This window comes from Acidobacteriota bacterium (genome assembly GCA_016184105.1).
Classification (GTDB): Bacteria; Acidobacteriota; Vicinamibacteria; order Vicinamibacterales; family 2-12-FULL-66-21; genus JACPDI01.
The window spans coordinates 120,270-143,161 of sequence record JACPDI010000040.1 but is presented as its reverse complement, the minus strand read 5'-3'; the positions used below and the strand labels follow the sequence as shown (position 1 = coordinate 143,161).

14 protein-coding genes are annotated in these 22,892 nt (G+C 67.9%); 4 read left to right on the top strand and 10 right to left on the bottom strand.

Translation table 11 applies throughout. The annotated features are described in order from the left end of the window. Window positions 1–17: 17 nt before the first annotated feature. From HYU53_14665 to HYU53_14640, 6 genes are read right to left on the bottom strand one after another with little or no spacing between them, the layout of a single operon-like run. Window positions 18–1,769, bottom strand: coding sequence for an acyl-CoA dehydrogenase family protein (locus HYU53_14665; protein MBI2222435.1), 1,752 nt, complete (start codon window positions 1,767–1,769; stop codon window positions 18–20). A 27-nt stretch (window positions 1,770–1,796) separates the two neighbouring features. Continuing rightward, window positions 1,797–2,993 carry an acetyl-CoA C-acyltransferase gene (locus HYU53_14660; GenBank protein ID MBI2222434.1) on the bottom strand — a complete coding sequence of 399 codons (1,197 nt, stop codon included), beginning with the start codon at window positions 2,991–2,993 and terminating at the stop codon, window positions 1,797–1,799. Continuing rightward, window positions 2,986–3,615 carry an alpha/beta hydrolase gene (locus HYU53_14655; GenBank protein MBI2222433.1) on the bottom strand — a complete coding sequence of 210 codons (630 nt, stop codon included), beginning with the start codon at window positions 3,613–3,615 and terminating at the stop codon, window positions 2,986–2,988. Before HYU53_14655 ends, HYU53_14660 begins: the two co-directional genes overlap by 8 nt. After that, window positions 3,602–4,372: an alpha/beta hydrolase gene (locus HYU53_14650; GenBank protein MBI2222432.1), complete on the bottom strand. Its 771-nt coding sequence runs from the start codon at window positions 4,370–4,372 to the stop codon at window positions 3,602–3,604. The genes HYU53_14655 and HYU53_14650 overlap by 14 nt, the downstream gene beginning before the upstream one ends. 1 nt (window position 4,373) lies before the next feature. Further along, window positions 4,374–6,665: an enoyl-CoA hydratase/isomerase family protein gene (locus HYU53_14645; protein MBI2222431.1), complete on the bottom strand. Its 2,292-nt coding sequence runs from the start codon at window positions 6,663–6,665 to the stop codon at window positions 4,374–4,376. Next, window positions 6,662–7,288, bottom strand: coding sequence for a TetR/AcrR family transcriptional regulator (locus tag HYU53_14640; protein ID MBI2222430.1), 627 nt, complete (start codon window positions 7,286–7,288; stop codon window positions 6,662–6,664). The genes HYU53_14645 and HYU53_14640 overlap by 4 nt, the downstream gene beginning before the upstream one ends. A gap of 165 nt (window positions 7,289–7,453) precedes the next feature. Between HYU53_14640 and HYU53_14635 the strand changes: the two genes are divergently transcribed. The 4 genes from HYU53_14635 to HYU53_14620 all read left to right on the top strand — a co-directional run bounded on the left by HYU53_14635 (window position 7,454) and on the right by HYU53_14620 (window position 16,450). Further along, complete coding sequence (locus HYU53_14635; protein ID MBI2222429.1) at window positions 7,454–10,381, top strand: TonB-dependent receptor; 2,928 nt, start codon at window positions 7,454–7,456, stop codon at window positions 10,379–10,381. 287 nt (window positions 10,382–10,668) lie between these two features. After that, a complete protein-coding gene (locus HYU53_14630) occupies window positions 10,669–12,240 on the top strand; it encodes a hypothetical protein (protein MBI2222428.1) in 1,572 nt (523 codons plus the stop codon). Between the two features lie 333 nt (window positions 12,241–12,573). Beyond that, on the top strand, window positions 12,574–15,405 hold the full coding sequence (locus tag HYU53_14625; GenBank protein MBI2222427.1) for a TonB-dependent receptor: 2,832 nt from the start codon (window positions 12,574–12,576) through the stop codon (window positions 15,403–15,405). Window positions 15,406–15,508: 103 nt separating this feature from the next. Then, entirely contained in the window at window positions 15,509–16,450 is a 942-nt protein-coding gene (locus HYU53_14620; protein ID MBI2222426.1) for a tetratricopeptide repeat protein, read from the top strand. Window positions 16,451–16,547: 97 nt separating this feature from the next. Here HYU53_14620 and HYU53_14615 read toward each other — a convergent pair whose 3' ends face one another. The 4 genes from HYU53_14615 to HYU53_14600 are packed head-to-tail and all read right to left on the bottom strand — an operon-like array spanning window position 16,548 to window position 22,887. Next, on the bottom strand, window positions 16,548–18,647 hold the full coding sequence (locus tag HYU53_14615) for a VWA domain-containing protein (GenBank protein ID MBI2222425.1): 2,100 nt from the start codon (window positions 18,645–18,647) through the stop codon (window positions 16,548–16,550). A 36-nt stretch (window positions 18,648–18,683) separates the two neighbouring features. After that, entirely contained in the window at window positions 18,684–19,484 is an 801-nt protein-coding gene (locus HYU53_14610; protein MBI2222424.1) for a hypothetical protein, read from the bottom strand. Continuing rightward, window positions 19,468–20,268: a hypothetical protein gene (locus HYU53_14605; protein MBI2222423.1), complete on the bottom strand. Its 801-nt coding sequence runs from the start codon at window positions 20,266–20,268 to the stop codon at window positions 19,468–19,470. The genes HYU53_14610 and HYU53_14605 overlap by 17 nt, the downstream gene beginning before the upstream one ends. A 12-nt stretch (window positions 20,269–20,280) precedes the next feature. After that, complete coding sequence (locus HYU53_14600) at window positions 20,281–22,887, bottom strand: VWA domain-containing protein (protein MBI2222422.1); 2,607 nt, start codon at window positions 22,885–22,887, stop codon at window positions 20,281–20,283. Between the last annotated feature and the right edge of the window lie 5 nt (window positions 22,888–22,892).

Sequence of the window (22,892 nt, the reverse complement as noted above, 5' to 3'; positions counted from 1 at the left end):
CCCCGAACCGCCTAAGATTAGAACGGATATCCGCCTTTCGCGACCACTGCGTCCGAGATCCGCCGCCGGAGGACGATCGTGTTGACCGGAGTCACTTTCAGCACCCGGCGCAGCGCGGCGAGCAGCGTGCGCAGCGTGTCCCCCTCGGCGACGGCCGCGAGCGCCTGGCGCGCCGCGATCTCGACGCGCCCGGCCGCGTCGTTGACGAACACCGTCGCCGCATCGGCCACGAGGGGTGCCGTCGTCTGCAGCGCGCGCGTGACGCAGCTCTCCGCCGCGTACGTGTCGATGGCGATGTCGGCCGTCCAGGAGAGCAGCTCCTGCTCGTCGGTGATCTTCTCGCCGTATTTCTGCATCGCCGAGCCGAGCACCATCAGCACGACTTTCTTCATCGCGGCAACCGCGCGCACCTGCTCTTCCAGCAGCCCGTCGCCCGGCATCTCGAGCGAGCCGGGTGCGAGGAGTTCCTGCTGCAGCTTCATCGCGGCGGGGATCAGCGGCAGCCCGCCCTTGAGCGCTCTCCGCATGAGCATGCCCGGGATCAGCAGCCGGTTGATCTCGTTCGTCCCCTCGAAGATGCGGTTGACCCGTGCGTCGCGGTAGTGCCGCTCGGCGGGATAGTCCCTGACGAAGCCGTTGCCGCCGTGAATCTGGACGTTCTCGTCGAGCACGTAGTCGAGCACTTCGCTGCCGGCCACCTTGAGAATCGAGGCTTCGATCGCGAACTCCTCGAGCGCGGCAAGCACCCGGGCCGGATCGTGCGAGCCGCCGAGCATCCCGTCGATCAGGCCGCCGGTGCGGTACAGCATGCTCTCGACCGCGAACGACCGGACGGTCATCTCGGCGAGCTTGTACCGGATCGCGCCGAAGCTCGCGATCGGCTGCCCGAACTGCTTGCGGTTCGCCGCGTACTTCGCCGACTCGCCGATGGCCATCTTCGCGCCGCCGGCGCACATGGCGCCGAGCTTCAGGCGCCCGTAGTTGAGGACGTTGAACGCGACCTTGTGTCCCTTGCCTACCTCGCCCAGCAGGTTCTCCGCGGGCACCCTCACGTCCTGCAGCAGCACCGGCGTTGTCGACGATCCGTGCAGCCCGAGCTTGTGCTCTTCCTTCCCGCTGCTCACGCCCTGGAACGCCCGCTCGACGATGAACGCGGTGAACTGTTCGCCGTCCACCTTCGCAAAGACGATGAAGAGGTCCGCGAAGCCGCCGTTGGTGATCCACATCTTTTCGCCCGAGAGCACGAAGCTGCCGTCGGGCTGGCGCGTGGCGCGCGCCTTCGCGCCGAGTGCGTCAGACCCGCTGCCGGACTCGCTCAGGCAATAGGCTCCGACGGTTTCGCCGCCGACGATGCCGGGCAGGTACTTCCGCTTCTGCGCGTCGGTGCCGAAGCAGAGAAGCGGGGTGATCGCGAGACCCGTCTGCGCGCCGAACGTCGCGGCGAACGACGCCGAGCGCCCCACGCGTTCGCCGACGAGGATCGAGGAGATCTTGTCCAGCCCGACGCCGCCGTAGTCCTCCGGCACGTCGGTGCCGAGCAGCCCCACCTCGCCACACCGTTTCACGAGCTGGCGCGCGAGCGCCCAGTCCTTCTGCTCGAGCTTGTCGAGCGCGGGGAGCACTTCGTTGACGATGAATTCGTCCGCCGTCTGCATGATCATCCGGTGCTCGTCGGTCATGCGTTCCGGCGTGAACACGCTCTCCGGCGCCGTGTCTTCGAGCAACCACGCGCCGCCTCTCGCCTCTGCCGCCGCAGTACTCACTGTCATCGCTCCACCCTCAAATCCTCTAGATCCTCAAATACTCAAATTCTCAAATATTCCGGCGGCGCCCATGCCGCCGCCGACGCACATCGTGACCAGGCCGTAGCGCGATCGGCGGCGCCGCATTTCGTAGAGCAGCGTCGCCGTCAGTTTCGCGCCCGTGCAGCCAAGCGGATGGCCCAGCGCGATGGCGCCGCCGTTGACGTTGACCCGCTCCGGATCGAACGGCAGCTCCTTCAGGCACGCGAGCACCTGCGAGGCGAACGCCTCGTTCAGCTCCACCAGGTCGATGTCCTCGAGCTTCAGCCCCGCGAGCTTCAGCGCCTTGCGCACCGCGGGCACCGGGCCGATGCCGAAGCGCTCCGGCTCCACGCCAGCCGTTGCGAAGGCGACGAAGCGCGCCATCGGCGCGAGCCCCAGCTCCTTCGCGCGCGTCGCGCTCATCACGACCGCGGCGGCGGCGCCGTCGCTCATCTGGGATGAATTGCCCGCCGTCACGGTGCCCTTGACGTGGAACGCCGGCTTCAGCGCGGACAGCGCCGCAAGCGACGTGTCGCGCCGCGGGCCTTCGTCGGTGGCAAAAGGGGAAAGTGGGACAGTCACACTTTCCTCTCGTCGCCCGGAAAGTGTGACTGTCCCACTTTCCCTCTCCACCGGCACAATCTCCTCGGCGAACCGCCCTGCGTCGATTGCCGCCACCGCGCGCTGATGGCTCCGCAGCGCCCAGGCGTCCTGCGCCTCGCGCGAGATGCTCGACTCCCGCGCGTGGTTCTCCGCCACGAGTCCGGTGCTGAGATACGCGTCCGGGTAGGTGTCCACCAGCGTCGGATTGGGCGCCACCTTGTGCCCGCCCATCGGCACAAGACTCATCGACTCGGTGCCGCCGGCGACGATCGTGTGCCCGAAGCCCGCCATGATGCGCTCGGCGCCGAACGCGATCGCCTGCAGCCCAGACGAGCAGAAGCGGTTGATGGTCACCGCCGACGCATCCACAGGAATACCGGCGCGCAAGCTCGCGATGCGCGCGACGTTGAGCCCCTGTTCGGCTTCGGGCATCGCGCACCCGAGGATGACGTCGTCCACCTCCCGTGGGTCGAGGCCCGGCGCGCGGCGAAGGGCTTCGGCGATGACCGTCGCGCCCATGTCGTCGGGGCGTGTCGCGCTCAGCGCGCCGCGCGGCGCCTTGCCTACGGGGGTGCGAACGGCGGAAACGATGACGGCGTCAGGCATTGAAGTCCCCCAGCAGGTCCTCGATGGCTTCACCGACTTCCTGCGTCCTGCCTTCGAACAAATGATCCGCGTCGGGAATGACGACGAGTTCCTTCGGCTCCCTGAGCTGCGCGTAAAATCGCCGCAGCGCGGGGAGCGGGCAAATCTCGTCTTCTTCTCCCTGGATCAGAAACTTGGGCTTCCCGCTTTCCAGCGTGGCCGGAAACGTGTACCCGCGCCCTTCCACCGGCGGCGCGATCCCGATGAGCACCTTCACGCGATCGTCGGCGGCCCCCTGCTCGAGCGCGACCCAGCTGCCGAAGGAGAACCCGGCCGACCAGAGGGGCAGCGACGGATAGCGCGCGGCCATGTAATCGAGCGCCGCGACGAAGTCCGCTGACTCGCCGCGCCCTTCGTCCCAGGCGCCTTCGCTCCTGCCGACCCCGCGGAAATTGAACCGCAGCACGGCGACGCCAACCCGCGCGAGCCCTTTGACGCCCTGGTACACCGCCTTTGTGTGCATCGTCCCGCCCTCGATGGGCAGCGGATGCGCGAACACCGCGGCAGCCCGCGGCGCCCGCCCTCCGGGTGGCATGTCCAGCAGCGCTTCGAGCGCGCCCGCGGGTCCTTTAAGGTGCAGCATCAGGAAGGGGGACTGTCCCCCTTTTCTCCTTGACGAACTCCGACACGATCTCCGCGAAACGATCCGGCCGCGTGATCACGCCCACGTGCCCGGTGTTCTCGATCGTCATGAACCGCGCACCGCGGATGTACGATGCGTACTCGCGCGTGCCGCTCGCCGGGACGACGCGGTCGAGCGCGTCGTCGCCGGCCAGGACCAGCGCCGGCGCCTGCACGCGGCGCGCGTCGGCCGCGCGATCGATCGCAAGCCACCATGCAAGCCGGCGGCGCATACCTCCGGGCGACGCCGGGTGCGCGAGCACGCGAAGCCCTTGCCGGCCGATGGCGGGCAGCGCGCGCAGCCACCCACCTCGCGCGCGCAACAGCTCGGGCCACATGCGCACCATCGCCGCGCCGACGAAGACCGGAGCCGTGACGGATCCGTACCGGGCGCAGAACGCCTGGATCCGATCCGGCTCCCACGCTGGTCCCGGCGTCGAGGCGAGCACCAGCGCCGACACGCGCGCGGGGCGCGACGCCGCATAGTGAAGCGCGATCATCCCGCCCAGCGAGACGCCGCAGATCGCTGCGGCGTTCACACCCGCGTGATCGAGGGCCGCGTCGACCTGCGCCAGCGCCTCCGCCGGGTCCGCCGCGAGCGAAAACGTCAGCACGCGGCACCGGCGCGCGAGCGCCTCCACGGTGGGCGCCATCCATTCCCACCGCCCCTGGACACCAGGAATCAGGACGACGACGGGGCCCGATCCACGGTCGATCACATCAGTTCCGCAGCGGCTTGCCGGTCTTGAGCGTGTGAGCGATGCGCTCCTGCGTCTTGCGCTCGCCGCACAGGCTGAGGAACGCTTCGCGTTCCAGATCGAGCACCTGCTGCTCGCTGATCGTCGTCTCGTGCGTCGCGTTGCCGCCGGCGAGCACCCACGCCAGCTTGCCGCCGATGGTCTTGTCGTGGTCGCTCAACCGGCCCGCACGCCAGGCGAGGTGTACGCCGAGCTTCAGCGCGGCCAGCACGCCGGCGCCGCCGACGCGAATCGCCGGCCGCACGCACCGGGGAACGTATCCCTCGACCCGGGAGAGCGCGAGCGCTTTCGCGTCGTCCAGCAGGCGATCGCGGTTCATCGTGATCGCGTCCGCCTCGCTCAGGTAGCGGTAGCGACGCGCCTCCGGCCCGCTCGTGGAGACCTTGCCGAAGCCAATGGTCTCGAAAACGGGCTGCACGGCGGCGAGCAGGTTCGTGGTGTCGCCCGCGCGCTCGACGGCGCGCGCCAGCATCTCCTTCGTGCCGCCGCCGGCAGGGATCAGCCCGACCCCCACTTCGACGAGCCCGATGTAGCTTTCAGCCGCCGCCTGCACGCGGTCGGCGTGCAGCACCATTTCGCAGCCGCCGCCGAGCGTGAGGCCGGCAGGCGCAACGACCACGGGCACCGGCGAGAGGCGGAGCGCCATGGTGGCGCGCTGGAAGGCGCGGATCATGAGGTCCACTTCGTCCCAGTTCCCCTCCTGCGCCTCGAGGAGCAGCAGCATCAGGTTGGCGCCGGCCGAGAAGTTCGGCGCGTCGTTGCCGACGACGATCGCGGCGAAGTTCGCGGCAGCTTCCTTGACGCCGGCGTCGATCATCGCGACCGTGTCGCCGCCAATCGCGTTCATCTTCGAGTGGAACTCGATGGCGAGCACGCCGTCGCCGAGGTCCACGAGGCTGGCGCCGGCGTTCTTCTTCACCACCCTGCCGCGGCGGAGCGCCGTCGGCGCGTGTCGAAGCGCGAACTGGCTCTCCCCGAGGGCGAGGAGGTCGCGCACGAGCGGCGGCGCGTCGGCCTCGGCAACGCCGACGGCCTGCAGCACCTCGCGCACGCCGATCGCGTTCCATGTCTCGAACGGGCCGAGGTCCCAGGCGAATCCCCAGCGCATCGCGCGGTCCACGTCCTCGAGCGAGTGCGCGATGTCCGGCGCGACACGAGCCGTGTAGAGGAGCGAGTCGCCGAGCGTGGCGCGAAGGAACTCGCCGACGCGGTCCTTGCCGAGAAACAGCGTCCTGATCCGCCCGCCCGTGTCCTCGATCGCCTTCGCCGCTTCAATCGACGGCAGCCTGGGCTTCTGCTGCGGGCGGTACTCGAGCGTCCGGACGTCAAGCGCGAGGATCTCGTTCGAGCCGTCGGCCGCCTTCGATCTCTTGTAGAAACCCTGCCCGGCCTTCTCGCCCACCCAGCCCTTCGCGAGCATCTGCTCGACGAAGCGGGGAAGGGGCGCGGAAAGTGGGACAGTCACACTTTCCTGACGGCCGCCTGAGGAAAGTGTGACTGTCCCACTTTCCGCCAGGTTGCGCGCGACGTGCGCGAGGACGTCGAGTCCCGCGATGTCGATCGTGCGGAACGTCGCGCTCTTCGCGCGGCCGATCGCCGGGCCCGTCACCGCGTCGATCTCCTCGACGGTGAATCCACCGGCCGCGAGCAGTTCGAAGATGCGCAGCACGCCGTGCATCACGATGTGGTTGCCGATGAAGTTCGGGGTGTCCTTCGCGACGACGACCCCCTTGCCCAGCCGGTGGTCGGCAAACCGCGAGATGGCGGCAGCGACCTGCGCGTCGGTGTCGGCGGTCGGGATCACTTCCAGCAGGCGCAGATAGCGCGGCGGATTGAAGAAATGCGTACCGAGGAAGTGCCGCCGGAAGCCCTCCGAACGCCCCTGGGCGAGCATGCGCAGCGGGATGCCGGAGGTATTCGAGGAGACGACGGCGTCGGCGCGGCGGATGTGTTCGAGCCGTTCGAACAGTCCCTGTTTGATGTCGAGCCGCTCGACGACCGCTTCCAGGATCCAGTCGGATCTGGCGGCCGATGGGAGACCCTCGTCAAACGAGCCGGTCGCGATCAGCTCGTGCGCGTCCGCCGTGAAAAACGGATCGGGGCGGAGCTTTCGCGCGCGCGCCAGCCCTTCGGCCGCGGCCTGCGCGGTCACGTCGAGGAGGAGGACGGGGACTCCCGCGTTGGCGAAATGCGCGCCGATCTGCGCGCCCATGACGCCGGCGCCGAGGACGGTCACGTGGCTGACGTTGTTCATGACTTGGCGCCCTTCGTGGTGAAGCCGTTCAGGAGGATGTCGAGGACGCCGTTCGCGTCGTTCACGAGCGAGTAGCGCCGCTTGGAAAGGATCCAGTTGGTGGCCATCTCGTCGAGCGCGCCGAAGAAGACCTTCGCGGCAACCGTCGGGTTGAGTTCCTTGCGGAACGCCCCGCGCGCCTGCGCGCCGGCGATCGTGTCGCGCATCAGTCCGAGGTACTCGCGCAGGTACGTCGTCGAAAGCCGCTCCATGAACTTGGTCGACTGGCGCAGCTCCACCTGGAAGACGACCGCGAGGTCCCGGTCGCGGCCGAGCCGGCCGAGGTGCACCCGCGCGAGCGCCTCGAGGCGTTCGACGGGATCCTCCAGACCGTCGAGCGCCGCGCGCGCTTCGGCGCGGGCCTCCTTCATCGTGCGCTCGAAAATCGAGACGAGCAGCTCATCCTTGCTGCGGAAGTACAGGTAGACAGTGCCGGCGGCGACGCCGGCCTGTCGTGCGACGTCAGCCACTTGCGAATTGAAGAATCCGCGGCGGGCGAAGACGGCGATAGCGGCGCGCAGGATGAGCTCGCGTTTGCCGGAGGCAACCGGTTCGTCGACGCGGGAGGCTTCGGCGCGGGGCATGGCGGACTGAATGAATGTTCATTCATTTCGCACGGCCCTGTCAAGATCCCCTTATGTCACCGTTAGGACGCGGATGGGCCTTGCGCCCGCCCGCGCGCCTCCCTAAAATCAGTTTCTTTATCCCGTCACCCGCCAGGGCTGTACTCATTTAGGAGGAGAAGAGGCATGGGCCACCACACCAAGGCGGGCACTGTACTTGTGTCGGCGATCGCGGCAGTCCTGCTCGCGATCGCGCCGGCATCGGCACAGGGCCCCACATCGGGCAGCATCAACGGGACGGTCACGGATAACACCGGCGCGATTCTGCCCGGAGTGACCGTTACCGCGACCAGCCCCGCACTCCTTGGAGCGCAGACCGCGGTCACCAATGAGCACGGCCTTTATCGATTTCCTGCCGTACCCCCGGGTGTGTACAAGCTGACGTACGAGCTCACCGGGTTCTCGTCGGTCGTGCGCGACAGCGTCCAGGTGCCGCTCGGGTTCACCGCCACGATCAACGTGCAGCTCGCCATCGGCACTCTCCAGGAAAGCGTCACCGTTTCCGGCGAGTCGCCCGTGGTGGACACGCAGAACACCACCGTTCAGAACAATTTCAACTCCGAGATGTTGAAATCGATCCCGAACGCGCGCGACATCTGGTCGCTGATGGCGGAAGCGCCGGGCATGACCGTGAGCCGCTTCGACGTCGGCGGATCGACGGCCGGCACGCAGACCGGCTACACGTCGTACGGCACCGGTGGGCAGAACCGCGTGCAGATTGACGGCGCGAACACCACGGAAGGCACCGACGCGGCCGGGTTCTACTTCGACTACGGCGCGTTCGAAGAGATCTCGTTCGGCGCCTCGAACGCCTCCGACGCGCAGATGCCCACGCCGGGCGTGATGATCAACACGGTCCTGAAGTCGGGCGGCAACGAGGTGCACGGCGACGTGTACGTCGACTACGAGAACGAGAGCCTGCAGGGAGACAACACGAAGGACCTCAAGTCGCTCGGGGTCGGCGAGGGCACGCGGATCAGGAAATACTACGATCCGAACCTCAACCTTGGCGGGCCGATCCGCAAGGACAAGCTGTGGTACTTCACGTCCTTCCGCAACCAGGAGATCGCGACCTCAACCACGGGATGGCCGTTCGACGGCGACCCGTCGAGCGCGCCGGACTTCCTGACGCGGCTGCAGAACATCACGTACAAGCTGACGTACCAGCTCAACCAGAACAACAAGCTCACCCACTTCCTGCAGTGGGGGCGGAAGTACCAGCCGTACCGCGATGCTGAAGCGACGCGATCGGTGGACGCCGTGTACTCGCAGGACAGCTTCTCGTGGGCCGGCAAGGTCGAGTGGAACCACATCGTGAACCCGACGCTGTTCTTCGACGTGCGTGTCGGCACCTTCGGGTACAACTGGCCGAACCTGCCGTACGCGCCGAATGGAAGCGTGGCCAAGAGCAAAGGAGAGCTCAACTACCGCTGGAGCGACCAGATCACCGGCAACGTGGCTGGTGGTTTTGCGGGCGATCGTCGCGATCGCCGTCGCTACCAGTACGAGGCCGTGGGCAATTGGTACCGGGATGGGCTGCTGGGCGCGAATCACTCGCTGAAGTTTGGATGGACGAGCGAGTGGGAGGCGATCGAATTCGAACGGTTCGGCGCGCGCGACAGCCTGGAGTTGATCTTCAGGAGTACGAGCGGCGTGGACTTCACGACGCCGTTCCGCGTCACGCTGCAGAACGGGCCGACGACCGCCGACGACTCGCTGTGGCACCACGGCGCCTTCCTCCAGGACCAGGTGTCGATCGGATCGCGCCTGACGCTGAACGTGGGCGCCCGGTGGGATTACTACAACGCGTACGAGCCGGAGCAGGACGTCCGCGAGGGGCCGTGGCGCGACTTCTTCTACGGCGGCCAGCCGCTGCAGACCTCGGCGGGCGCCTACTCGATACCGGCCTCTCCCTTCGCCGGCGCCTGGATGGTGCCCGAGCGCAAGGACATCATCGTCCTGAAGAACGTCGCGCCGCGCGTCGGCCTGTCGTGGGACGTGCGCGGCGACGGCAAGACCGTCGTCAAGGTGAACTGGGGCAGGTTCTACTTCAATCCTGGCGTGAGCTTCAGCGATGACGTGAATCCGCTTCAGCTGACGACCGCCACTTTCGGCTGGGCCGACCGGAACAGGGACCGGAAGTTTGAGCTCGGCGAACTGGGCCCCTTCGTCAGCCTTGCGGGTGGCGCGCGGAACACGGTGGAACAAGGCATCAAGAGCGCGTACACCGACGAAGCGAATGTGTTCTTCGAGCGCCAGATTATTCCGAATCTCGGGCTCCGCGTCGGCTATGTCTGGAAGAAGCAGAACAACCAGTGGGACCTGATCGACGTCGCGCGCCCGTTCGAGCTCTGGAGCGTGACCCGTGCGGCCACGGATCCCGGCGTGGACGGCCAGAGAGGTACGAGCGACGACGGGCAGGTCACCGCCTACGATCTGGCGCAGGTGACCACCAGCCGCTTCGAGTGGCAGGCGCGCGACGACTACGACCAGAGCTACAAGAACGTCGACCTGACGCTCAGCAAGCGGATGTCGAACCGGTGGTCGGTCGTCGCGTCGTATCTCTTCACCTGGAGAAACGAGAGTTGGAACGGATCGCCGCAGAACCCCAACGAGGCGCTGAATAACTTCACGGACGACACGATCTGGACGTTCAAGCTCTTCGGCACCTACCAGGGGCCGTGGGGGGTGAACATCTCGCCCGTGCTGCGCCACCAGTCGGGTGACCCGCTCCCGCGCCGTGTCAGCGTCACGACCAACGGCGGGACGTTCAACGTGCTGGTCGAGCCCTCGGGGACGTACCGCGAGACGAACGTGACGATCTTCGATACGCGGTTCGAGAAACTGGTCCAGCTGCCCGGCTCGAAGCGGCTCGGCCTCTTCTTCGACGCGTACAACATCAACAACTCGAACGCGTTCCAGACGCAGGACAGCATCACGGGGCTTCGCACGGTCACCGTGGCCGGCGCCAGTTCGCAGGTGCCGCGCTTCCTGTATCCGACCGTTGTGATCTCGCCGCGGATCTTCAAGTTCGGGGCGAGGTTCTCTTTCTGATACCGTAAGGGTCGCGGAGGGGGTCCGGCCCCCTTCGCGACTCGGAGGTATCCCTGCGTCGCACCCCCGGCCGGTCTGCCGCGGCGCTGCTGTTCGCCGCCCTGTCTGCGTGCGGTGGCGGTTCAGGCGACGGCGGATCGCCGCCCGCCCCATCGCCCTCGCCGGGACCCACGACACAAAATCCCTGCGCCGCCGTCGCCGTCGAGGACGCATTCCTCGAATCGCGCGTCGAAGAGGGCGAGCGCACGGAAGCGAAATCCCGCATCGACGGCTCCCATCGCTGGAGAGTGCTGGACGATCTTTACGCGCATCGCGCGGCGCGGCTGCGCGGGCAGACGCTCGTGTCCCCCTCGCCGGCCGGCGCCGACGTGGGCCACATCGCGGTGCTGCAGGACCAGGGTGACCTGGTGCTCCGCGCCAACCGGCTCGACCTGTCCGACGTCGGTCTCAGGTTCACGCAAAACGGCAGCGGCGGCTACGACGTGCGCAGGACGGAGGCACCGTTCCGCGCGCCGCTCGGCTCGAGGCTGACGCTGTCCGACGATGACAGTCGCGCGGCAACCGTACCCTTTGCCTTCCCGTTCTTCGGACAGTCGCAGACCTCGGCGTTCGTCAACTCCGACGGCAACGTGACGTTCGGCGAAGGGGACAACGCGAGCAGCGAGCGCAGCGTATCGCGCGTGCTCACGGGAGCGCCACGCGTGGCGGCGTTCTTCGCGGATCTCGACCCGAGCGCCGGCGGATCGGTATGGCTCAACGCCACCGCGACGGAGTTCACCGTGACGTGGTGTGCCGTCCGCGGGTTCGAGTCCAGCCGTGTGGCGACCGTGCAGGCCACGATGCTGCCCGACGGCACCGTCGACGTGAAGATTGCCGGGGCGACGACGCTGAGCGACGCGATCGTGGCGGTGTCTCCCGGCCGCACCGGCGTATTCACGCCCGTCGATCTGAGCGCCGATGGCCCGACGGCGGGCGGGAACGGCGCGGTAGGGGAGCGGTTCTCCGAGACGGGCCAGTTGGACACCGTCGCCGCCGCCCGCCGGTTCTTCCAGACGCATCCTGACACGTTCGATCAACTCGTCATGTGGACCGACACGCGCCTGCTGACGAGGTCGTTCGCCTTCGAGTCCACGGTCAAGAACGAGGTGCGCGGCATCGGCCTCGACGTCTTCGACGTCGCGCGCGAGTTCGGCAGCGCGGGCACGCTGCGCAGCGTGGTCGTGATGGATGCGCTCTCGAAGTATCCGGATGACCCCGCGCAGCGGTTTCTGGGCGAGAACAACACGCTCAGCCTGCTCGGCCAGGAGTCCGGCCACCGCTGGCTCGCGTTCCTTCAGTTCCGGCCGCCCGGCGGGACACGATCGAACGCGCTGCTGGGGCGCGACGAGGCGCACTGGAGCTTCTTCATGGATTCGGACGGGTCCGTGATGGAGGGGAACGACATCGAGGATCTTGGCGGTGGATCGTTCCGCACCGGGCCCGCCGGGCGCCGCTTCAGCCGGCTCGATCAGTACGCCATGGGGCTCGTCCGCGAGAGCGACGTCCCCCCGTTCTTCTACGTGGAGTCGCCATCGGGCACGGTCCGCGAGCCGGACAGCGCGCCGCGGTCCGGCGAGACGTTCACCGGCACGCGCCGTGACGTGTTGATTCAGGATGTCGTTGCCGCGATGGGCGCGCGGAGCCCCGGGCCCGGCGAGTCTGCGCGCGTGCATCGCCAGGCGTTCACCTACGTCATCACGACCGCGGCCCCCGACACCGCGCAGGTCGCGAAGCTCGACCGCATCCGCACGGCGTGGGAGCCGTTCTTCCTCGCGGCCACCGAGGGTCGCATGCGCCTCGAGAGCCGCCTGGTCCCCTAGCCAGCCCGCACCTTTCGCGAACGCTGCGCGTTCGTTCCTAACGCGCGTCGAAGCCCGAAGGGCTGACAGTCCGGGCGCCCGGCCTGCTTCTTTCAGTTCAACCCCTTGAATCCCTCGAATGTCCGAATACGTAAACTTGGAGATCAGACTGCACAATATGGCCGTAAATTGCTGAAAACAAGGTGTTGACGGCACGCTGACATTCGGGCACAGTGTTCGCTGCCGTTCAGCGTTCGGATTTGAGAAGGGAGGCTCCCAGGCCCTCAATTCCTGTGACTCGTCCCCGGCCGTCATTCCGCTCTGTCTAGTCCATGGAGGATGGAGAAGATGAGATTGAGAACGACTGTACGGGGGGCCGTGTGCCTGGCCATGCTGGCCATGTTCAACGCCCCCGCCGCCGCGCAGGTTTTCACCGGACGCATCGAGGTCACGGTGACAGACACGACCGGCGCGGTGCTTCCCGGCGCCACAGTGGACGTCAACGGTCCCCAGAATCGCTCGACCGAGACGGATGCGAAAGGGACTGCGGTGTTCCTCAACCTCGCGCCCGGCACCTACGCGGTGCGAGCCGCTCTGGCGGGCTTCAGTGGCTACAACAACCCGCACGTCCCGGTCAGCGCCGGCGTCTCCGTGCCGCTGAGGGCCGTGTTGGCGATCAGTGGCGTCACGCAGGAGGTCGAAGTCACGGCGGAATCGCCGGTCATCGATCCGAAGAAACTGACGACCTCCACCAACGTGACGTACGAAGAGCTCCAGCAGGTTCCCTCGGCGCGCGATCCTTGGGTCGTTCTCCAGACCGTCCCCGGCGTCGTGGTGGACCGCGTGAACGTGGGCGGCGCCGAGTCCGGACAGCAGTCGAACTACCAGGCGAAGGGCGCCGCGAGCGCCGACAACACGTGGAACATGGACGGCGTTCCCATCACGGACATGGCCGCGCTCGGTTCCTCGCCGACGTACTACGACTTCGACATGTTCCAGGAAATGCAGGTCACGACGGGCGGCGCGGATCTCACGAACGCGACGCCGGGCGTGGCGCTGAACTTCGTGTTGAAGGGCGGCGGCAACACGCCGCACGGTTCGGCCCGCGTGTACTACGAGAACGAGGACATGCAGTCGAACAACATGCCGTCCGACCTCGCGAAGACGATTGGCGGCAAGACGGGGAAGGGCAACCGCATCGACGAGTACACGGACTACGGCTTCGAAATCGGCGGCCCGATCCTCCGCGATCGCCTCTGGGGCTGGGGCGCGTACGGCAAGACGGACGTGACGCTGCTCACGCTCGCCAATACGCCCGACCAGACGATCCTGGACAACCGCTCGCTGAAGTTCACGGGGCAGGCGACCAGCGCCGTCCGCGGGTCATACACGTACTTCCGCGGCGACAAGGTGAAGTTCGGCCGCAACGCGGGCCCGACGCGTCCTCCCGAGACGACGTGGAACCAGAGCGGTCCGAGCCCGGTGCACAAGGGCGAGGGTAACTTCGTGCTTGGGAACGACCTGTTCCTGACGGGCCGCTACTCGTACGTTGGCGGCGGATTCCAGCTCACGCCGCAGGGCGGCCTCGGCACCAACTGGTACGTCGACGACGGCGGCATCAGCCGCGGCTCGTACTACCACTACGAGACGACGCGGCCCCAGTGGGCGACCGCGGCGGAGGGCAACTTCTTCCGAGGGAACCACGAGATCAGGTTCGGCTTCGGCTGGCGCCGGGCCGACGTGGACTCGAGCACGATCGTGCCCGGCAACGGGATCATCTCGTACCACATCGGCTATCCCCAGATGTACGCCGAGGTCACGGCGTGGAATCACTCGACTTCTGCGAAGGGCGTGTACACGCACGCGTACGTGGGTGACACGCTCACGTGGAACCGCCTCACGCTGAACGTCGGTGTCCGGTGGGATCGCCAGGCGTCCTCGGTGAACGAGTTCACGCAGCCGGGCAATCCCGCGCTGCCGACGCTGCTGCCGGACCTCACCGGCGCGGCGGCCGACGACGTTGTCGTCTGGAACTCGGTGACCCCGCGCATCGGCCTTTCGTACGCGGTCGACGAGAGCCGGCGGACCCTGCTCCGCGCCAGCTACGGCGCCTTCGCGTCGCAGCTCAATGCCACGGCCGGGAATTTCCTCTCGGCGGTGCAGTACAGGGGCGTGTACTTCTACGCAACGGACACGAACGGCAACCGCTTCGTTGATCCGGGCGAGCTGGATCTGGCCGGAGGCCCCGTCGACTGGTACGGGCTCGACCCGGCCAAGCCGTCGGCGTTGACGCCAATCCACCGGGTGGGAGACTACAGCACGCCGATCACCCACGAAGTGCAGTTCGGCGTGGACCGGGAGCTGATGCCGAACTTCGGCGTGAGCGGCACGTTCTCGTGGCGCCGGTTCACCAACTTCAACTGGCGGAACAACGGTCTCACCGGCGTCGACTACGTGCAGATTGCTACGCTGACGGGCAGCGCGGAGCCGATTGGGTCGTACGACGCGCCGATTTACGGCCCGACGCGCCTGCCGGAGAATCGCGCCGCCACGATCTACAGAGACCGCGACGGGTACAGCCAGCGCTACCTGGGATTCGAGGTCGCCGCCACCAAGCGGCTCTCGAACCGGTGGATGGCCCGTCTGGGCTTCTCCACGAACGACCACCGGGAGTACTTCGACACCGCCGGGGCGATGACCGACCCGACGCCGACGCCAACCAATCCGAACAAGGACGGCGGCCTGGTGATCCGGCAGAGCACCGGCAGCGGCAAGAGCGGCATCTACCAGGTGCTGCCGAAGTATCAGTTCGTCGCCACCGGCCTGTACCAGGCGCCCTGGGGCATCAACCTGGCGGCGAACATGGTCACACGGCAGGGCTTCTCGACGCCGTACTTCCGTAACCTGGTACCGACCGCCGACCCGATCGCGCCGAGAAAGACCGTGCTCCTGGTCGACGACGTCGGCGACCTGCGCCTGCCGACGGTGGCTTCCCTCGACGCCCGCGTCGGTAAGGAGATCGCCATCAACCGCGCGCGGATCAACGTGGACCTCGACGTGTTCAACGTGATGAACTCGAATACGGTGCTGGGCCGCGAGTACAACCTCCGCCTCACCACGGCGAACCAGGTGCGCGAGATCATGAACCCGCGTGTCCTGCGTCTGGGGCTCCGGTTCAATTTCTAGCCGGAAGGGCGCCGGCCTGAACGAGGCGGCGTCTTTGAGTATCATGACCCCGGGGGCTGCTGCGGCGGCCTCCGGGGTTTTTTCACGTACGGGAGCCATCCTCATGATCCAAAGCAAGCTTGCAGCAACGACGGCGCTCGTGCTCGCGCTCGTCTTCGCGGCGGCCTCCGCCGCCGAGGCGCAGGCGTGGCGCGGGATGGGCCGTGTCGCCGGCAAGGTCGTGGACGAGAGCGGGAAGCCGATCGAGGGCGTCGTCGTGAAGGCGGCGCTTCCGGCCGCTGGCAACGCGGGGCCGTCCGAGGGGAAGACGAACAGGAAAGGGGAGTGGGCGTTCGGTGGGATCGCGCGCGGCAGCTGGGCGCTCGATTTCGTCAAGGAGGGCTACGAGACGAAGAGCATCTCGATCTCGGTGAGCGAGGTGTCGCGCATTCCGCCGATGGAAATCGTCATGAAGAAAGCGGCGGTCGTGGTCGATCCCAACGTCGAGATCAAGGAACAGCTCACGAAGGCGGCCGGGCTGCTCAACGAGAAGAAGTTCGCCGAGGCGCGGGCGATCTACGAGGGGCTGTCGGCGAAGTACCCCGAGGTGAAGCAATTTCAGCCGCTCATCGCGCGGGCGTACTACGGCGAGGGGAACAAGGAAAAGGCGATCGAGTTCCTGCGGGCCGCGGCGGAGTCCGATCCTGAAAACATCGAGGTGCGCCTGCTGCTCGGGAACACCATGGTGGAAACCGGGCAGGCCGAAGAGGGACGGAAGATTCTGGAGTCGATCGACGAGAGCAAGGTGACGGATCCGACCTTTTACGTGAACGCCGGGATCGAGATGATCAACAACGGGAAACAGGCGCAGGCGGTGACGTGGTTCGACAGGGCGATCGCACGCTTCCCGGACCACCCCGATGCTTACTACTACCGCGGCATCTCGAGGGTGGCGCTCGGAAACGCCGCCGGCGCGAAGGAAGACCTGGAGAAATTCGTTTCGATCGCGCCGCCCGACGCGCCGGAGCTGGCCACGGCGAAGAAGATCCTGGAGTCACTCAAGTAATTGATGAAGTCGGGCCTCGTCTGTGTTCGGAAGCGTTCGACACAATCGAATCACCGCAAGCGACCATTCGTGCAATCGCGACTGGATGTTGTCGGCTTTACCTGCTCCAATCGAGCCTGCTGAGGGCCTCGGAGGCCTGAGCCGCGTACGGGCCTCCGAGCTTCACGCATCGCTCGTAGGCCTCCACTGCGCGCCGACGGTCGCCGGTCGGTGCCACCCAGCGGCGCTGGCTCTGCACCCACCGGCGCCCCCGCGTGTAGCGCAACTCGTAGGCGCGACCGAGGTTCAGATAGCCGAGCGCCTCGGCCCGCGCGGAGGCGACGGCTTTCTGAAACGACGCGATCGCGTCGTCCAGCGCGCCGCGCGACACGTGAATGACGCCGATGGCATTGTGCACGTCGTCGCTATCCGGCCAGCGCTTCTCGGCATCGCGAAGCACGGTGAGCGCGCTGGTGGTGTTCGAGAGCTGCACGTAGGTGTCCGCGAGATCGATGTACACCGGCTGGAAATCGGGTGCCGCCTGTCGGACGCGCTCCCACGAGAGCGCGGCATCCGCGGGCTTTCCGAGGGCAGCCTGCGACAGGCCCAGCGCGTACAGCACCCAGGGCCTTGCATCGGGAGCGGCCGCGGCCTCCGAGAGCGGCCCCAGCGCCGCTTCCACGTCCCCTCGTTGATACGCGTCCCATCCCTTGCCGGCCAGCGCGCCGGCATCCGTGGTGTTCCCCGCGGAAAGGGCAGCGACGTTTCCTGCCGCATCCGGCCGAAGGCGCGCGGCGCCTGACGGTGCGCCCTTTCCGGCGACGACCGCGCCCGGCGTTGTCGGCGCAGGCGAGGAGGCCCGCACCGCGGTGGACTCAGGTGCCGCCGCCGCGCCGCCGCCGGCAGCGTTGCCTGCGCCGCCTTCTGAGGGAGCGGCGATCGGCCTCGGGATGAGCATCCTTGCCGGCTCGAGCGCCAGGTACCCGCGTCGCGCTCGGACGCGCACGCCGGGGCGCCTGACACGAACCTCGATTGCCCTGTACTTCCCGTCGAAGTTCGTGTTGGCGGGCTGGTACGCGAGCACGTAATAGCGCCCCGCGTCCTGCGCGATCCGCTCGAGCGCGCGGCCGATGTCGTTCTCGTTGCGGATCATCATCCCGCCCGTGTCCACCGAAAGGCTGTTCGGCGCGTCCTCGGCCCAGTCGAGCTGAATCGGCGGGGGACCGGCCGGGTCCTCCACGGCGCGCTGATTGAGAATCTCCGGGTTCGCGCCGCGGTTCAGGCCGCGCACGTCGATGGCGTAGAAGCGCGCGCCCGCCCTGGCCGCCTGGCCCACGACGCTTCGCAGCGTCGTCTCGACCTCCTGCGTGATGAAACCGTCGGTGAGAAACACGACGGTCTTCGGTCCGGGCATCTTCGCCAGCCCCGCGGCGAGCCCGTGCACGGCGTTGAGCGTCTGCATCGAGCTGCGCTGCAGCTCGCTGTGTACCCGCTGCGCCTTCGCGCGAATCTGCGGCTCCGGATCGACCCGCCCGCAGGCGTTCGGGTCTTCCGAGCACGCGCGGATAACGGCGCGCTGGAGGGCGTCGCGATCGTTCCGGCTGATCTGCCAGACCTCGTATTCATCCAGCAGTGGAGGCCACTCGCGCGACATCTCCATGTAGAGGCGGCGCCTCTCATTCAGCGGCTTCACGCTCGAGGCGGCGGCCACCAACTCTTCGCGAACGCTCGTGAGCCTGTTGTTGACCATTCGCGTGCCGTCGACGACGCCGCCGAGGTCTCCCTGCTTGAATCGATCGCGGATAAAGTCGTGGACCGCCTGGCGCGCCCGATCGAAGCCGCCGCCGGGAGTGAGGTGGTTGAGATCGAAGAAGAAGATCCAGGTGTGGCGCGCGCCGGGAACGGCGGCACGCGCGGGCGGCGTGGCCGGCTCGTCGGCGGGAGCCGGTGTGGCGGGCAGCAGCGTGGCGCCACCCTCGTCGACGAGGAACACCGTCTGGATCTGCTGCGCGGAACCCCCCTCGACCAGCTCGAAATCGTCTTTGGTGAGATCGTGGACGAACCTGCCGTCGCGGTCGAACACGCGGACGTCGACTTCGACGACTTGGACGCCGGATCGAAAGAGAGGCTGCTGCGGTTGTTGCGGAGCGGTCTGCGCCGAGAGCACGCCCGCCACGGCCAACACGCACATGGCCGGGCCGCCAATTCTCCACTTCACCAATTCACGATCCCAATTCACCAATCCACCAGCCCACTAATTCACCAATCGCACCCGGCTCACGCGCAGCGAGTACCTGCTGCGCCCTTCCCTCTGCAGCCACGCGATGTGGCCGAGATCCTGCGACCACGCGGGCAGGACCGCATGACCCGATCCGGGCACTTCCTTGCGGCCTCCCGTTGCGTCCATCACGGTGAGGTGGCCGGTCTTCTGCGCCGCGTACGCGATCAGCCTCGTGCCCTCGGGGGCCCACCCGTAGGTGAGTCCCGGCACAATCACGGTGTTTTCGAACTGGCCGATCGTCTGTCCATGCAGCAGCATGCTGTGCACGCCGACGACCTGCGCGCCGACCACGCTGAGCTGATCGTTCTCGCTCATGCCGGGATTGATCCCGCCGCGGGCGAGGTCGCCGCCCATCGGCAGCGACGTGGTGCGCTCCCTGCGGCTCTCGCTCTTCAGCTCGATCCGGAGTGGCGCCTCGCGATCCGGGGATGTCCGCCCGCTCTTCGTCTTCCAGTATTCCGCAGCCCAGTCGGGCTCCGCCTGCAGGTCCCGCCGCTTGCCTCGATCGGCAGTAAACACGTAGTGCCGCAGAATGGCGTTGGGGCGGCCGAAGCCTCCCTCGAGGGTCTGCACGTAGAACTGGGTACCATCCGGCGACCATGCCAGCCGCGATGGCTCTCCGTGAAGCTCGTCGACGTCGATCGAGGCGACCGTCTGTGGTCCGGAAAAGGCGAGACTCTCCGCGCGGAACGTCATCTGCGCGGCCAGCCGCGCCGAAAGGAACAGCAGCGCGGCAGCGAACCACACGCGCCGCACGCTACGATGTCGTGACATTCGCGACCCTCAGGCGAACCTTCCTGCGCCCTCCCTTCTCCAGCCAGGCGAGCCGCTGGGCATCCTGGGACCACGCCGGCAGCAGGGCATCCCCGGTGCCATCGACGTCGCGCTTCCTGCCCTCGTAGTCCATGACCACGATGCGCCCGTCCTTCGGCGCCGCGAAGGCCATCACCTGCGAGCCCTTCGGGCCCCAGCCGAACGTCAGCCCGGGGACGATGACGGAGTTGACGAACTCTCCGATCGTCTGTCCCTTGAGCACCATCGAATGCACGGTGGCGCTCTGGGCGCCGTACGCCGCGCTGCCGGCGTCGCCGGCTGATGTCCCTGCCTCACCCGGCGTAATGCCACCGCGGGCGAGGTCACCCCCCATCGGTGCCGACGTGGTGCGCCGCTCGCGCGTCTCGGTCTTGAGGTCGATCTTCAACGCCGGCATGTCCGGGGGCGCCTGCCCGCTCTTGCCCCTCCAGTAGTCGGCCGCCCACACCGGCTCGGCATCCAGGTCCTGTTTCCTGCCGCCGTCGACCGAAAACGAGTAGTGATGGTTTTTCGCGTCCGGCCTGCCGCGATTCTCCGTCGTCTGGAGGTACAAGAGCCGCCCGTCCGCCGACCAGGCAAGGCGGGAAGGCTCGCCTTTGAGCTTGCCCATGTCCAGCTCCGCGATGGTCGTCGCCGGCGAGAACTGCAAGGCCGCGATGTCGAGCGGCGTCTGCCCAGCGGCGACGAGCGGACGGGCTGCGAGCAGGAGGACGGCGGCGCGTAAGGCGCGGTGCGGTATCTCCATGGTTTCCTCCATTCACCGATGAATGCCCTCGATCTGCCGGAGGCGCGACTGCAGTTCGGGCGACGAGGGGATCGCCGTCAATCCGGCCCGCAACGCCTGCATGGCAAGCGCGGGTTGCGAGATCCGCAGGTAGCCGTCGGCGAGCGCGAGGTGCGCCGACACGAGCGCCGGGTCCAGGTGCGTTGCGCTGCGCCAGGCGCTGAGCGCGCCCGAGCTGTCGCCCGCTCCTTCGCGCGCCCATCCGAGGAAGAAGGCGGTGAGCGCGTTGCGCGGCCCGGCGGTCCACGCGCGCTCGAACGCGGCGGCGGCGCCCTTGTAGTCCTCGCGCACGAACAGGGCAAGCCCGCGCAGCGCCTCGGCTGCCATGCTCGTGTCGGACGCGAGACGGCGCAGCTCAAGCTCCGCCTCCTCCCACTTCCCCTCGGTCGCGCGCCGCGCCGCCATGGAGATGACGGTTCCGTCCGCCTGCCGCATCAGCGAACCGACGTACGCGCGGCCGAGATCGCCTCGCGTGACGTCCAGGGGAGAGACGGACTCCAGCGGCAGCACCGGATCGTCGGTCGCCGACGGCGCGGGCGCACGCCCCGGGAGGACCTCGACCTGGCGTGTGCGCTCGGCCACGATCTCTCCGCGCGCCCGGACGATCGCGTGCGCGAGGTAGTTGCCCGGGGACACGTCCTCCAGCGGCAGCAGAAAGCTGGCGCGCCGGCGAACGCCGTCGTCCTGCCGCTCCGCGGGCTGCAGATCCGCTTTCAGCGTCGTGACGCTCGAGCCGCCGGCATCGCGGAGCTGCACCGTGACATCGAGGTCTTCGAGCTGTACCGCCGTCCGCCCGAACGTCTCCAGCACGCCGGACAGCCCATCGCCGGTGTAGGCGCGCGGCCGCACGGGCAGGCCGGCGACCGACGAGCCCAGCACGAGGTCGCTGACGGCCAGGTCGGGGCCGTCGAGCGGGCGGATGTCGAGCCGGCGGTCGGCGCTGCCCACCAGGCCACCCGGTTCGCGGACGACCGCGCGCATCAGGTACGCGCCCGCCGGCACGTCGAACTGCACGCGCCAGGCGCCGGTTCCCATCGGGTCCCCCGGGCGCGGCGAGGCTGGCAACGGGATCGTGTCGGTGCCGCTCGCCGCGACGCGGCCGTCGCGCACGCTGCGAACGATGAAGACGACGTCGGCGGCGTCGGCGGGCGTCGAGCGGACTGGAAGATCCGCATTGAGACTCAGCACGACGCGCTGGCGGCCGAACTCCGGCGACTTCATCACGTACGTCGTGTAGTCGATCCGCAAGCCCTGTTGCACGAACGGTGCACCGAGCACGCTGTCGATCGCACGCCGGCGATCCGCGGGTGCGGTGGCATCAGGCGGTAGCGCGCATCCGGTGCGCGTGCTGGCGCGCGCGCCGTCACGCCTCACCCTGACGCTCAGGCGGCGGTACTTGCCGCGGTCGGCCCGCGCCCGCTCGGACGGTATGAAGCCGATCAGGTAGTAGTCCTGCGCTTGGTCGGCCAGGCGGTCCAGCGCCTGCACGCCACGGCTCGCCGCGTCGACGACCATCATCCCGTCGGTCTCTGCCGCCAGCGTCGAGAGCGGCGCGATGCGCGCCTGTATCTCGTTGGCGAGCGTGCTGTCGGCGGCGTATGCGTCGTTCAGCGTGTTCGTCCGCTGGTTGAGATCGAACGTGTAGAAGACGCAATAGCTCTGCGCGGCCGCGGCGGCCACGGTCTCAAGCTCCCGTGACAGGTTGTCCTGGAAGAAGCCCTCGGAGAAGAGCACGGCGGTCTTGCGCCCCTCGATGCCGCGAAAGCCCGCGATCACGTCCGCGAGCCGCTGCAGGAACTGCCGGGTGGCGCTGTCGCTCTGCGCCACCAGCGTGCGCGCGTTCTCCTGAAGGACGCGGCGCACGATCTGCGGATCCTCGGCGGCAGCCGCCGCGCGCGTGTTCACCGTCTCGTCGGCACGGCCGGTGGAGATGTCTGCCGCCGGATCCCGGTTCAGCCGCATGACCAGCTCGGTGAGCAGGCGCTCGTCGCCCTGGACGACCTGATGCGCCTCGTACACGCTCATCGTGCCGACCGGGCTGGAGACGACACGCTCACCGGAGCCGCGGATCGCCTCCAGTTCCCGGATGGCGCGCAACTTGTCCGCGGTGAAGCCGATCTGCGGGCCGGGTCCGGGAATCGCAAAGAGCGCCACGCGGTCCGACGGCCGCACGCGCCGCCGGATGAACCCTTCGGCGGCCCGGCGCGCGCGCTGCTCGTTGCCCGGCGTGATGTGCTGCTGGTCGAAGATGAGGATGTACAGGTGCCCGCGCGGGAAGGCCTCGTTGGAGGAGACTTCCGCGGTGACCGCCCGAATCGCGGCGTCCACGTACGATTCGGCCGGCTCGATGAGCCTCTGGAAAAGCACGATCGGAAGCGAGACACCGTCCTCGACGATCTCGATCTCCTCCTGCCGCAGATCCGTAATCGGCCGTCCGGCGGCATCGGTGATGCGCACATCGAGCCGCACGACGTCGATGCCGGATTTGAACGTGGGCCTGGAGTCGGCGGGCTGCTGCGCGGTTGAGGGCGCCGCGTGCAACAGCAGCAGAACCGCCGTGAGGCGGACAGGTAAGTTCACGGGTG

Coding starts and splice junctions, on each gene's coding strand:
- HYU53_14665 (MBI2222435.1), bottom strand. CDS start 1,769: ATGACAGTGAGTACTGCGGCGGCAGAGGCGAGAGGCGGCGCGTGGTTG.
- HYU53_14660 (MBI2222434.1), bottom strand. CDS start 2,993: ATGCCTGACGCCGTCATCGTTTCCGCCGTTCGCACCCCCGTAGGCAAG.
- HYU53_14655 (MBI2222433.1), bottom strand. CDS start 3,615: ATGCTGCACCTTAAAGGACCCGCGGGCGCGCTCGAAGCGCTGCTGGAC.
- HYU53_14645 (MBI2222431.1), bottom strand. CDS start 6,665: ATGAACAACGTCAGCCACGTGACCGTCCTCGGCGCCGGCGTCATGGGC.
- HYU53_14640 (MBI2222430.1), bottom strand. CDS start 7,288: ATGCCCCGCGCCGAAGCCTCCCGCGTCGACGAACCGGTTGCCTCCGGC.
- HYU53_14635 (MBI2222429.1), top strand. CDS start 7,454: ATGGGCCACCACACCAAGGCGGGCACTGTACTTGTGTCGGCGATCGCG.
- HYU53_14620 (MBI2222426.1), top strand. CDS start 15,509: ATGATCCAAAGCAAGCTTGCAGCAACGACGGCGCTCGTGCTCGCGCTC.
- HYU53_14610 (MBI2222424.1), bottom strand. CDS start 19,484: ATGTCACGACATCGTAGCGTGCGGCGCGTGTGGTTCGCTGCCGCGCTG.
- HYU53_14605 (MBI2222423.1), bottom strand. CDS start 20,268: ATGGAGATACCGCACCGCGCCTTACGCGCCGCCGTCCTCCTGCTCGCA.